7 protein-coding genes are annotated in these 14,137 nt (G+C 41.9%); all 7 read left to right on the top strand.

Going from position 1 to position 14,137, the window contains the following annotated elements; translation table 11 throughout:
* On the top strand, positions 1–3,282 hold the full coding sequence (locus tag G6053_RS27440) for a SusC/RagA family TonB-linked outer membrane protein (protein WP_241254858.1): 3,282 nt from the start codon (positions 1–3) through the stop codon (positions 3,280–3,282).
* 7 nt (positions 3,283–3,289) lie between these two features.
* The gene (locus tag G6053_RS27435; protein ID WP_165309195.1) at positions 3,290–4,750 is read left to right on the top strand and encodes a RagB/SusD family nutrient uptake outer membrane protein; all 1,461 of its coding nucleotides are present in this window, start codon (positions 3,290–3,292) and stop codon (positions 4,748–4,750) included.
* Between the two features lie 115 nt (positions 4,751–4,865).
* The gene (locus G6053_RS27430) at positions 4,866–6,674 is read left to right on the top strand and encodes a fasciclin domain-containing protein (RefSeq protein ID WP_165309194.1); all 1,809 of its coding nucleotides are present in this window, start codon (positions 4,866–4,868) and stop codon (positions 6,672–6,674) included.
* Between the two features lie 12 nt (positions 6,675–6,686).
* Positions 6,687–8,147 (top strand): fasciclin domain-containing protein, encoded by a 1,461-nt coding sequence (locus G6053_RS27425; RefSeq protein WP_165309193.1) that lies wholly within the window; start codon positions 6,687–6,689, stop codon positions 8,145–8,147.
* 16 nt (positions 8,148–8,163) lie between these two features.
* Positions 8,164–11,346 carry a SusC/RagA family TonB-linked outer membrane protein gene (locus tag G6053_RS27420; protein WP_165309192.1) on the top strand — a complete coding sequence of 1,061 codons (3,183 nt, stop codon included), beginning with the start codon at positions 8,164–8,166 and terminating at the stop codon, positions 11,344–11,346.
* A gap of 11 nt (positions 11,347–11,357) precedes the next feature.
* Positions 11,358–13,184, top strand: coding sequence for a RagB/SusD family nutrient uptake outer membrane protein (locus G6053_RS27415; protein WP_165309191.1), 1,827 nt, complete (start codon positions 11,358–11,360; stop codon positions 13,182–13,184).
* A gap of 214 nt (positions 13,185–13,398) precedes the next feature.
* The gene (locus G6053_RS27410; RefSeq protein WP_165309190.1) at positions 13,399–14,136 is read left to right on the top strand and encodes a hypothetical protein; all 738 of its coding nucleotides are present in this window, start codon (positions 13,399–13,401) and stop codon (positions 14,134–14,136) included.
* The last annotated feature ends 1 nt before the right edge of the window (position 14,137 follow it).

The following is a 14,137-nucleotide window of genomic DNA, read 5'->3' as shown; positions in this document are numbered from 1 at the left end:
ATGATGATGAAACAAATTAAATTTTTTGTTCTGCTAATCGGCTTTTTTGCAGGATTTCAATCGCGTACGTACGCACAAAATGTGTCACTTTTGATTGGAAAAGTAACGGAGAAGAAAACGAATCGACCAGTGGTTGGTGCCACAGTCGTATTAAAAGACAACGAAAACCGGACAATTGTAGGTACCACAACGGATGTGGAAGGAAACTATAGCCTTCGCGCCAATATGAAAGGTTTAAAAATAATGGTAAGCAGCACGGGGTATAAGTCATCTGTGCCAACCTTGGTTGGTGAGCGAAAATCGATCAACCTACAGATCGAATCAGCGCAACATATGATTGAAGAAGTCACGGTTTCCCGCGGTAAACCTGTAAACGATGGCATGGGGATGGGGATCTCTAAAGCTCGAAATACAGCAGCGATCTCAACAATTAGTATGGATGAGATGTCTGAAATGCAGTCCGCTTCAGTCGACCAAGCCTTACAGGGCCGTTTACCCGGCGTGGATATTACGACTGTATCCGGTGATCCGGGCGCAGGGATGCAAATCCGAATCCGGGGTACCTCCTCCCTTAACGGTGCAACGGATCCCTTGATCGTAGTGGACGGGATGCCCTATGATATCACTGTACCTGATGATTTTGATTTTGCGACTTCCGATGAAAATTCTTACGGACAGCTACTTAATATTGCACCGTCCGATATTCAGGATATCTCGGTATTGAAGGATGCTGCGGCGACAGCAGTATGGGGGTCACGTGGAGCCAACGGTGTATTAGTGATTAATACCAAAAGGGGTACTGTAAGCGCACCTTCCTTCGGATATACGTTTAAAGGGTCGTTTTCAAAACAACCACAGGCAATACCACTGTTAAATGGCGATCAATATACGACCATGTTACAGGAATCATTTTACAATGCAGGACGTGTATTTTCGACAACAGAGAATGCACAACAGTTTCAGTACGATCCAAACGATACCTATATTTACCATAATTACAGCAATAATTCCAATTGGATCGATGCAATTACTCAATTAGGCTATTTTCAGGATCACAACATTCAGGTACGCGGTGGAGGTGAGAAGGCTCGTTACTTGACTTCGATCGGTTATTTTAATCAGGAAGGAACGACGATCGGTACTGGTCTTAATCGCTTATCAGCCCGGATCAATCTTGATTATGTGGTTTCCGAACGAATAAGCTTCCAGTCAGATGTATCCTATAGTCATGTTTCTAACGATAATATTTTTTATAAAAATGTAAGGGATGTGGCCTATCAGAAAATGCCTAACCAAGCTATTTGGGAATACGATGAATATGGAAACCTAACGGGCAACTTATTCAATCCTGCCATTACAGCACAGGGATATTTCAGACCTGCTGAGGTGGATAAAAATGCTTCAGGAACTTATAACCCGCTGTCAATGGTTAAAAATGCGATCAACAAGCAGTTGGGTGACATCCTAAATACCCGATTTAATATTGATTACAAATTGATTCCAAATGTACTGCGGTTTTCCAGTAATCTCGCCCTCAATATCCGCAACAATAAATCAAAAAATTTCTTACCCCAGTTGGCTACTGGAAGGCCTTTTACCGAGGCTTCTGTCAATAGGGCTTCTGATTCAGATTTGGACGAATTTTCACTCAACACGAAGACGAGTCTATTATATACACCACAATTGGGTAAAAAGCATTTGTTTACCGCGAATATGTCTTTCCTGACCTCAGATTACCGGAGTACGATCCAGGGCCTGAGCTCCACCAATACGGCCTCTTCCTATTTGCAGGACCCGACAGTACCTTCTAGGACATTGACCGGAGATGCCAAATCAATCACTACAGAAAGCAGATCTATAGGAGGTTTGATTCAAGCCAACTATATGTTTTTAGAAAAGTATGTGGTAGCCGCCAGTGTGCGTGGTGACGGTAACTCTAGATTTGGTCCAGACAATCGCTATGGTATATTTCCAGCCTTTTCTGCAGCCTGGCAAATCGGTCGGGAAAACTTTTTGAAGGATATTCGGCAGATCAAAGACGTTAAACTGCGGGCGAGTTGGGGCCGTAGCGGGAATGCGCCAAGACGAGATTATAGCTATATCAATGTGTATAAGACCTATGATTATGCCTACTTGGGCGAAAATGGAGTCTATTCCAGCAATCTTGAACTCGCAGATCTGAAATGGGAAACGGTAACACAGCAAAACTTGGGTTTAGATGTGGATATGTTTGACTATCGCCTGACTTTTGGTGCTGAAGTTTACAAAAAGAGAACAACAGATCTGATGATGGATAAAATCCAGATCCCCACGTACAATGGTTTTAGCGAAATCAGTATGAATGTGGGCACCATGGACAATGACGGCTGGGAGGCATCCTTGAATGTAGTACCTGTCCGCAACAAGAAATGGGACGTCAGTTTTAATTTCAATATTGCCCACAATCAAAACGTGATTCGCGAAATCTCACCTTTATACCCGCGGGAAAATGCGAAGTCATCCCTGAAAAACAAAACATTTTTTGCCTATCTGCAAGAAGACAATCCTTTTGGTTCTTTCTATGGTTTCCGCTATCAGGGTGTTTACAAAGATAAAGCATCAACGATCGCAACCGATGCGCAGGGCAACCAGATTGTCAGTCCGGATGGTGATGTGGTGTATATGCGGTTTAACTATCCAACGGTTGATTATGTATTCCAACCGGGAGATGCCATGTATGAAGATATTAACCATGATGGCGTGATCGATCAGAAAGATATTGTGTACTTGGGAAACAGTAACCCAAAATTGACCGGTGGCTTTGGTTTTAATGTAGGCTATAACAAACGACTGAAGTTAAGTGCTTTTTTTAATTATCGGCAAGGGATTGATATGATCAACGGTACACAGATGAATACCACCGATATGACTACTTATAACAATCAAAGTACGGCGGTATTGCGTCGTTGGCGTAAAGAAGGTGATGTGACGGATATTCCAAGGGCGTTGTTTGGTACAGGTTATAATTCCTTGGGATCCAGTCGCTATGTAGAAGATGCCTCCTTTATCCGGTTGCGCACGCTAACCCTGAAATATGATTTCACACAGGAATTCTTGAATCGCCTGAGAATAGGCGCACTGAGTACGTATATAACAGTTGAAAATCTTTTGACCTTTACCAAGTACACTGGACAAGATCCGGATGTGGCCGTGAAATTAAAAGATGCCTTTACGGTATTAAAAGACGATTCCATGACGCCGCCACTAAAGACGGTGACATTAGGTATTACTGCACGTTTTTAATTGAAAGATGATGAGAAAGATAATTATAATGAGCCTCCTTGCACTATCTAGCGTATCGCTCAATTCATGTAATAAATGGCTTGACCTGCAGCCACAGGATGGGATTACTAATGATGAGTTCTGGAAAACTAAGGAAGATGTACATGCTGGCTTAATAGGGATCTATTCATCCCTAAATGGCGGTGGGGTAGAAAGAAGCCTATTCCTTTGGGGAGAATTGCGAGCTGATCTGGTCGGGCTAACCAGTTATGCGAGTGATGATAATCGCTACGTCAAAAATTACAATATTCTGAGCACTAATATGCTCTCTGATTGGAGCGCTATATATTCAGCCATCAATGACTGTAACCTCTTAATCGACAAAGCTCCACTAGCTAAAGCGTCTGATCCTACCTTTACTGATGCGGCATACAATGATGCGATCGGTGAGGCACTCGCTATTCGGAGCTTCCTGTATTTTTATTTGGTACGTACCTTTCGAGATATTCCATTAAAATTAAAAGGTATCGCAAAAGATACGGATATCGTACCGACTACCCAATCCTCTGCTGAAGAGGTTTTGAAACAAATTGAAGCAGATTTGATTAAAGCTCAGGGAATGGTGCCGGAGTATCTCGTCGAGTCTGTTGATTATAATGCGACAAATGCTGGTAGAGTAACTAGGCCTGCGGTAACTGCGATGCTGGCTGATGTATACCTCTGGTTGGAACAATACGATAAAGTGGAAGTGGAGACAGCCAAAATACTAAATACGAACCGATATCGGTTAAATGGCGTAGCTACAGTTTCTATTTTTGATGGTGGAACGGCGGAGACCATCTTTGAGATTAGTCATAAGGGCTCTCAGGTAAATCCCATGTTTGACTTGGTTTTGGCCGATAAGAAACCTTTTATGGCCAATGTAGACCTATTGAATTCCGAAATTTTTCCATCAAATGCGGATGTAGATGCAGACCTATCCGATTCACGTGGTGAAGGGAGCTTATATCTATCCGCAGGCAGTATTGTCAAGTATGGCTTAGAAACACCGAATTATTTTAACTTTCAAATTTATCGAATTTCCGACATTATGTTGATGCGGGCGGAAGCGCTGGCTGAATTGGGTAGAGGAGCAGAAGCTTTGCAATTGATTAATGAGCTGCGGACGAAAAGAAAAGCTATCGCTGCATCTGATGCGCTGGTCGATGAAAATGATACCGAGAGTATTGTATTCTACGTTTTCGATGAAAGAGCTCGTGAGTTGACCTTTGAAGGTAAGCGCTGGTTTGACCTTTTACGGTTGGCAAAAAAGGATAGTTATTCGAACTTAAATGTCTTGGTAGACCTGGTGACTAAAACCGCGGACTCCAATGTGCAGCAATCGGCGATCAGTAAGGTAAGAGACACCGATAGCCACTATCTCCCGATCTTGGAAACCGAGTTATTTAAGGATCAATCGCTAAAACAAAATCCATTTTACTTAAAATAAATTTATGAAATATCCACAGTCACAACATACAAGCACGAATGAAAATAATGTGGATATTCCATATGGACTTAAAAAACAAACCGAGCTTGCGAGCTCATGAAATAATTATTTACATATGAAAAAGCAACTGAATATGTCATTTTGGATAGTTAGTGCATTGGTTGTACTAATTGTCGGTCTGATTCAGGCCTGCCAGAAAGAAAATTACCGCACAACGACAACCGATGAGGTGAATATTACCGGTTATCTCGAGCAACATGCGGATGATTATTCTTTATTGACCGATATTATGTACCGTTCGAAAACAGCGGGTTATCTTGGAGCCTATGGTACCTATACGCTATTTGCGCCAAATAATGCAAGTATCACCGCTTGGATGAAGGATCAAGGTAAGTCGGCCTTAACCGATTTCACCGATGCTGAGTTGTTAGACTTTGTCAAATATCATGTTATTCGAGACACGGTAGGTACACTCCGTTTTTCGGATGGAAAGATCAAGACACCGAGTTTGTTTGGTGAGTATTTATACACGGATGTACTTCGTGGAAATTATCGTATCAATAAATCTGCTCTGGTTACTAAATCGAATATTTTTTGTGGCAATGGTATTATCCATGCGATCGATAAAGTATTGACCCCACCGGTCCAGAGTATTGCTGAAATGGTTGCTGGTAACTCGAGATATAGTATTTTTTCTGCCGCACTAAAAGAAACTGGATTTTATGATACACTGTATTATAAGCGTGGAATGGAAATAGCTGCTAACAAGCGATTTCAAACCCTAATTGTTGAGTCAGACTCAGCATTGAATACTTTAGGGATACACGATATTGCTGATTTAAAGACGAAATATTCCCAGACAGGTAATCCGAAGAACCCCAAGGATAGTTTATGGTTATATGTGGCTTACCATATCAGTAATGATGTTAAGTTTTTGGAAGATGTCGTTGCGGGGGGCAGTCTGTATACTTTGGCGCCTAAAGAAATTATTACTACCAAATTGTTTAGTACCAATGTTTTATTAAATGAGGGAACCTTTAATGGCGTCTTTGAACCAGGATCAGAATTAAATCGATCCTATAGTGATATAATGGCTTCCAATGGTGTGATCCACGAAAGTAAACAGGAAGTCAAGATAAAAGTAAGACCACAAGTACCCGTTTATTTTGATATAGCAACCTCTCCAGAATTACTTTCAGCTATAGGTAGTGCTTATCAGAGTACAGCTAAGCCGTTGGTTGCCAATGGTCAGCCAATAGCGAACTCAATAGGCTTTAATAATCTTACTGTATTGACGATCGGAACCAATGCCTACACGTATTATAAAGCTTTGGAATCTAAGCGTCCTTACGCAAATGGTGATTTATTAAGTTTATCCTTGTGTTTTAATAATGCCAACCGGGCAAAATGGATTGAGTTTAAGACACCTTACTTGGTGAAAGGTCGTTATAAAGTGTGGGTTTGTTATGCGCAACATGGTGATGCGCCCGAGATACAGGCAACTTTCAACCCTGGGAAAGCCGATGAACAGATTTTGCCGAATATTATCGTTTTGAATCAAACTTTGACAGCTTCCGGTGTTAGTGACCTGAGCAATCCAAATGCAGATAACCTCATGCTCTCCCAAGGCTACAAACGTTATATGGCTACTGTGGGGGATTATAACCCAAATAATATCACTGGAGGACTGAAGGCGAAGACAGGCAGTGAGGCTTCGTTGAATGTAGGCCGCTTGGCCGGAATTATTAATGTGGAAACGACTGACCGCCATGTTATTCGATTTGAAGCGGTAAAGGATAAAAAATGTGGTAGTAACACCGTTTACCTGGATATGATCCAATTTATTCCAGCAGATGATCTAGAACAAAATTATCCACGATTCCATCAATTAACAGGCGAACTATTTTATAGACCACAACAATAGGAACAGATTATTATGAAAGATACCTTAAAATATATGGGGGTAGTAGTGGTATTTTTACTGTCACTTGCATCCTGTACAAAAAAATGGGAAGATCATTTCGGGAGTACCAGTGCCCAAAAAACACTGTATGAATTGATTTCCGAAAATTCGGATTTCTCAACCTTTACAGATCTACTGAATAAATCCGGGTATGCAGAATCACTAAAAGCGTCTAAAAATTATACCCTGATTATTCCAACCAATGAGGCCATGGCGGCAGCTAAGGCTGACTATGACTTTACAGACACAGCGGTGGTCAAAAGTTTTGTTGGCTATCATATTATTAATTCGATATACAATGTGAATACTGGTGTTGATACCGTGAAAGCCCTGAATATGCGCAACAAATATGTCGAGTTTACGCATGGTGAATTTGATGGAGTTGTACCTACTCAAAGCAATCTGATCGCCAGCAACGGGATTTATCACGTGGTGGGCCAGCCGCTTAAACCGCTGCAGAATATATTTAATTTATTGAAGTCTAAATTTTTCAGCACTAAACAGGTGGAAGCCATTGCTTCCTTTGATACTGTGCACCTTGACGGCGAGACGATTACTTATCATACCAGCCCAATTTGGATCAGTGAGGTGCGACGGAATATGACCACCGAAAGCCGTAAGTATACTTATTTTGTCGTGGATGACGAGAGTTATGAGGCAGAGTATGCCAAGTTAAAGCCCTATTACACGACAGCTTATGAAGAAGGAAATACAACACGACCAGATAGTACAACTACTTTCTTTACAAAGAAAGCGGTTTTACGGGATTTTATGGTAGAGGGGGATCTGAGCCCCGAAACTCTTGCCGCTGGTGTAGTCTCCATTACAGGGACGGCTTTTCAACTTGATCCAGCAGACATTATCTCACGGACGAAAACCAGTAACGGAGCGGTATATCGGGTTAAACACCTAACCTATAAGCTAAGTGATCAAATCAAACAAATAAAGGTCTTAGGGATTGATCCCCGCGGTTACAAGCAGAATGATAAACGCGGAAATATCTTCTTTCGGGATAAACGTGACATGAATGGTGCCTTGTATCAAGATATTGAGATCTATGATCATAAGGTTACATCGTTTTATGCCAAATACCGCGCCTTGAGCATGACTGTGGGTAAATATAAAGTCTATGGTCGAGCGATTATGGGATTGGCGGGAGATCCACAGACTGCTGTATTTACGCAGTATGTACATTTTTTTGATCCCAGTATTGTCGCGGTCAACGAGCCAGACTTGTATAAGCGGCCAGTGTTTAACTACCTTGGAAATGCAGACACGCGAATGGCTTTTGAAGTACAGCCTTTAAATCCCAATGAGGTCTATTTAGGGGAAGTAACCCAAGACGTGTATGGCAATATGCAACTATTGGTCATGTGCAATGGCACCGGGCCAATTATCTTGGAATACCTCAGATTTGTACCTATTATCCAATAACCAAATGACAACAAAGATGATTTTTAATAAAGTGAGTAGTAAATTAGGATTAATCTTGTTGCTCACGACATTAGGGGGACAAGCTACTTGGGCGCAAGAACGCGATTCTACGGCAAAAAAATTGACAACGGTCTCGAATCCACAATATAAGGTAATGGGTACGGTATATGACAGTAAAACCAATAAGGCAATTGCTGGAGCGCGGGTGACTTATGGGAAAAATGTGGCTAAATTGACCAATTCCAAAGGCGAATTTTCAATGGACATTCCTGTAAAGAATGCGGTTGTAGAAGTTTCTATGGATGGTTATATCCCAAAAGAGGTTCCGATTCTGAAGGATGGAAAACTACGAGTGACACTGTATCCCTCAGGTTATCGATCACTTTATAAGGCAACGACTACTGTTTTTGGAGATAATGATGTATTAGCTAGTGGCGGTGCTGTAGATAAATTGGAGTTCGATGCTTGGGAAGAAAATTCTGAAACTGTGGGCAGTTACCTGCAGGGGAAAATGGCCGGAGTCAATGTCGTACGCCGCTCAGGAACACCAGGTATGGGCGCTAACGTTAATATTCGTGGATTATCGTCAATTTATACCAACAACCAACCCCTTTATATTGTGGATGGTATAGTCTACAATGCGGAGCATTTGTCACCATCGATTACGACAGGACATCTGAACAATGCTTTGCAACATATCGACGTACGCGATATTCAGAATGTAACCGTATTGAAAGATGCTGTGGCGGCGTCGATTTATGGTGCAAAGGCGGCAAACGGTATTGTGGTAATAAACACGAATCACGCAAGGGAGGTCGCTACGCAGATCGATTTGCAAGCTAATACGGGTTATAATTTTCGGCCGAAAAGCTTGCCGTTGATGGGAGCTTATGCTTATCGCAGTTACCTTAATGATGTGTTGGCGACGAGTAATCATACCGGAAGTGAAATTGCAGAAATGCCCTTTAATAATGATAATCCCAAATTCGCGGATTATGCCGTCTACCACAATGAGACCAACTGGCAGGAAAAAGTACTCAAAAGCAGTATTGATCAAAACTATTATTTGCGGGTAACGGGTGGAGATGATATAGCAAAATATGCGCTTTCGGTTGGATACAATGACGAAAAAGGAGTTATAGACCAAACCTCGCAAACCCGTTACACGGCACGTTTCAATGGCGATATGGTATTAACGAAAAAATTTACGGCGCAAAGTAATATTTCGATTGGTTATGGACAGCAAAATCTCAAAGATCAAGGACTTTCACCCAAGACAAATCCGTTGTTTTTATCGTTGATCAAAGCTCCGATTTTAAATACGAATGAGGTTTCATCAGACGGAACTGTCTCGCCAAACTATGCTGACGCAGATTATTTTGGCTATTCCAATCCAATGCAGATTATTCACAATGGTATCAATAATAAAAAAGCTTACCGTTTACTGGGCTCCCTAGTCTTTAATTACGAATTTAGTAATCGCTTTAAATTAAGTAATTTAACAACTGTGACCTATGATAAAGCGCAAGAGAGCTTTTTTATTCCGAAGAAAGGAGTCGCAAAGGACACGGTCAACAACATTGAAGTATTTAGTCGATTAGGGACACAAGTGGCCCGGTATTATTCCATATCCAACGATTTACGTCTACAGTATAAGCAAGACTTCGGTTATTCAGGTAAACTACAGGCTATCGGTGGTATCCGGTATCACAAACACGATTCAGAACAGGATTATGCGCTCGGATATAATTCGGCTACCGACCAGCTGGTAAGCATTGGTAACTCCACTGCGGTATCACGTACTTACGGTGGTAATATCGGTAAATGGGCGAATATGACAGGTTATGGATTAGCGAACTTCACGTGGAAAGATCGTTATATTTTCAATGGTTCCATTGCCTTGGATGGCTCTTCCCGTTTTGGTGATCAGGTCAGTGAGGGTGTTCGGATCGCAGATAAAACTTATGCGTTATTTCCCGCAGTGGCAGGTGCATGGGTATTATCCAATGAAGATTTCTTGAAAAATAGTAGCAAAGTTAATTTGGCCAAGTTGCGTTTGAGTTATGGTCTGGTCGGTAATGATGATATCGGTAACTATAATGCACGTCAAAATTACGTATCACAAAATTTTTTGGGTGTCCAGGGATTAATTCGGGATGGCGTATCCAATCCCTATTTAAAATGGGAAAAAGTGGAGAAAATCAATGCCGGATTTGACTTGGCTTTATTTCAGGAACGTCTGAACCTGACGGTAGATATCTACCAGAACACAACACGGGATATGTTGGCCTACAATCCAGGTAATACATTATCTGGGGTCAGTTACTATCTATATAATAATGGTTCAATGCGGACCAAGGGTATTGACGTGAGTCTATTTGGTCGGGTAATCGATGGATCGGTCAAATGGGATGCAGGGATCAACTTGGGGCATTACAAAAGTAGGATGCTTAGTATGCCGGAAACGAGCTTCAGTCACTATGCAGGTGCTACCTATATCACCGAAACTGGTGGTGCGCCGAATGCATTTTATGGTTATGAGTTTGAAGGAGTCTACAGTACTGCTGCAGAAGCTTCAGCCGCCGGATTATCAGTTTTAGATGCCGCAGGCAACAAAGTGGCTTTTAAGGCAGGAGATGCAAAATTTAATGATCGAAATGGCGACAAAATTATCGATGATAATGACCGCATGGTGATCGGTGACCCCAATCCCGATCTGGTCGGCGGACTAAGTAATATAGTGAGCTACAAAAACTGGAAATTTGGTGCTTTGTTGACCTTTAGCCTGGGTAATGATATCTACAATTATACCCGTGCGCAACTCGAATCGGGCAGTACCTTTTATAATCAAACGGAGCTTTTGCAGAATAGATGGCGAGCCGAAGGACAAGTTACGGATGTGCCAAAAGCGACATACAACGACCCAATGGGCAACAGCCGTTTTTCTAATCGGTGGATTGAAGACGGTTCATACCTGCGCTTGCGTCAGATTTCGGTTGAATATGGTATCCCAGTCAACAAGAAGATCATCAAATATGTACGTCTGTATGGAACTGCCAATAATTTGTTTACCATCAGTAAGTACCTAGGGTATGATCCCGAATTTGCGCAATCTGCCGATGTCTATCATCAAGGTATTGATGTGACATTGGAACCACTAGTTAGATCTGTCCAATTAGGACTTCGTTTAGGTTTGTAATAAGCTGTAACATGTTGAAAGTATATAAAAAACAATTGATATGGGCGACAATGGCCTGTATGATAACGATCTCTTCCTGTAAGAAAGCCTTGGATTTTTTGCCAGAAGATAAATTAGACAGTTCGAAAACGTTCAATACCTTGGCCGATGCCGATGCCGCGGTATTGGGAATCTATGGGCAGGTAGCGACTTTAGGTGATCGTTATGTCGTTCTGAATGAATTACGGGCTGATCTAATTGATGTCACAACGAATGCAAATCCCTATTTGCAGCAGATTTCAAATCATGAGGCCGGAATAGATAACCCCTATGCCGATCCGACAGCCTTCTATCAGATTATTTTCAATTGTAATGATGCATTGAAAAATTTCAAAATTATGGCGAGCAGCGGTAAATTGAGCAATGCGGATTTCAATCAACGCTATTCGGATATCGCGGTTCTACGGGCATGGCTCTACTTGCAACTGGGGATGCATTTTGGCGATGTGCCTTATGTGAAAACCACGATCGACAATGTGACACAGATTAAAGAATTGGAACATTATCCGAAGACCAATTTTAATAATTTGATTGACTCTCTCATTCAAGATACCAAAGATCTCCCTTATATGGAACCCTATGCTTATCCGACAGGATCGAGCTTGGTATTTACGACAGATGGGGCAAATACCCAACGGATATTTGTTAATAAGCCGCATGTATTAGGTGAACTTTATTTGTGGAAAGGTGACTATTATCAGGCAGCGTACTGGTATAAAAAGATTCTTTCAGCTGAGGATAATAATACGGATATTGAGTATTTGTACAATGGAAATCGGATAGGACCGTACAATTTTACTGTAAACTTTGCCAGAGCACAAGAAGGTTCATCCCTTGTTAACTCCGTGACAGAAGGTTGGCGCAGCATGTTTGCGCTACCCAATACCAATAAAGTTTGGAATTCAGAGTGGAACTGGTCAATACCTTATAGTAATTCGTTTGCGCCAGGGAATCCTTTTATCGAATTGTTTTCCAAAGCTGGCAAATACGAATTGCGCCCTTCTAAAAAGATCATGGATGAATGGAATTCGCAGACAAATGCCAATGGTATACCTTGGGATCCTAGGGGGAAATTATCATACGAAATTGCGGCTGATGGCGAGCCGGTGATCACAAAATTTACCGATAACTCGACCGATGTCTTAAACCTGTTGAATAGAGGTGGACGCTGGAATATCAATCGTGCTGCAGGGGCGCATTTGCGATTTGCAGAAGCGGCTAATCAGGACGGTCAGGGACGATTAGCATATGCATTGGCCAACAGGGGCTTAATTAGAACGTTCTATTACGGTGCATTTACAAGCGCGGGTACTGTGGCAGCAGGTAGTTTCTTTGAGCTGGAGTCACAGATTACCCACCAAGGTTTTGGTTTGGATCGGCAGACCTATCCCAAATCTTCGCCTTATTATTTTGATGCACGTGATAATGCCAGTCTTGCTCGTGGTGTTTGGTACCGAAGTATTGGTGTCAGAGGAAGAGCAACAATGCCGGAATGGACATTCCCCGGTATCGTTTATACCCCTGGTACTGTGAACGGTTATGGTCAAATGATGATGGGCTTTGATGTGCCAAAGCAGGACCTGGAGGATAAACTCATTGAAGAATCGTCTTACGAATTGGCGTTTGAAGGGGAGCGTTGGTCAGACTTAACCCGCATCGCACGACGTCGCAACGATCCAGCATTTTTAGCAGATAAAGTCTACGAAAAACTCCTGAAGGCCAATAACCCGAAGGCGGGAGCTGTGCGTAGTAAATTGATGGATCCCAAAAATTGGTATTTACCCTTTAAAATAAACTAGGTGATGGATACTGGTCGGTTAGTCTTATTGGATTCTGCCTTTCTTTCTGATACTCCCGAAAAGCAAAATGTCGAATCCTCAATTTCTCGAAAGAGTGATGAGACTATTTTGAAAATAGATAATGTGAAGACGGGAATTCAGTATAACGGTTTTTCGAAACGAAGGCTCTGATCTTCTATTCTGAATAAAAGAGAAGAGTTGTGTGTTGCCAACCATGAAAAATAACTATTCCATATCGCCAGCGGTCAAAAGATCAGTTTCGTTACTGCTATTGATCGCTGGCTTTTTGGTGTCAGTAAAGGCACAAGAGACTGGTGATTTTTTTATGCAGGTACAGCAAGCGCAGAAAACGCATTTGCAGGAAAAACTGTACCTGCATCTGGATAAAAATAGTTATGTCGCTGGTGAGACAATCTGGTTTAAGATCTATTGTACGGTTGGTGTGGAAAACCTATTGTCCAACGGAAGTAAGGTTGTTTATGTCGAATTGATAGGCGCCGATCAACGAAAAGCAAAGCTGATCAAAATACCTTTGTATAACGGGCTCGGCGTTGGGGACATTGCCTTACCGGATACGCTGACCGAGGGCAGTTACCGATTGCGGGCATATACCAATTGGATGCGGAATGATGAAGCTATTTATTTCTTTGACCGGACTTTAGCGATTGGTAATGGACGATCGGATCAAGTTTTTACGCAAACCACTTGGGAACCGACTGAACAGGGCGGTCGCTACAAGCTCGAGCTTAGGAACTTTGCGCAGGTGCCGATTATCAATACGGATGTGAATGTGACATTTACGCAACCGAGTATCGTGGTAAAAAAGTCAGGTAGGACAAGTTTTCAGTTCTTTACTTCCAATGAACCGGGAACCTATCGCATTATTGTTGAAGGTTTGGATATGTATGGTAATTTATTTCGGCAGCAAAAAGATATCATAGTAACACAATGAT

The organism is Sphingobacterium sp. DR205 (assembly GCF_011064245.1).
Classification (GTDB): Bacteria; Bacteroidota; Bacteroidia; order Sphingobacteriales; family Sphingobacteriaceae; genus Sphingobacterium; species Sphingobacterium athyrii.
Note: the sequence above shows the minus strand (reverse complement) of the source record. Positions and strands in the feature narration are given on the sequence as shown.

Coding starts and splice junctions, on each gene's coding strand:
- G6053_RS27425 (WP_165309193.1), top strand. CDS start 6,687: ATGAAAGATACCTTAAAATATATGGGGGTAGTAGTGGTATTTTTACTG.
- G6053_RS27415 (WP_165309191.1), top strand. CDS start 11,358: ATGTTGAAAGTATATAAAAAACAATTGATATGGGCGACAATGGCCTGT.
- G6053_RS27440 (WP_241254858.1), top strand. CDS start 1: ATGATGATGAAACAAATTAAATTTTTTGTTCTGCTAATCGGCTTTTTT.
- G6053_RS27430 (WP_165309194.1), top strand. CDS start 4,866: ATGAAAAAGCAACTGAATATGTCATTTTGGATAGTTAGTGCATTGGTT.
- G6053_RS27435 (WP_165309195.1), top strand. CDS start 3,290: ATGATGAGAAAGATAATTATAATGAGCCTCCTTGCACTATCTAGCGTA.
- G6053_RS27410 (WP_165309190.1), top strand. CDS start 13,399: ATGAAAAATAACTATTCCATATCGCCAGCGGTCAAAAGATCAGTTTCG.
- G6053_RS27420 (WP_165309192.1), top strand. CDS start 8,164: ATGATTTTTAATAAAGTGAGTAGTAAATTAGGATTAATCTTGTTGCTC.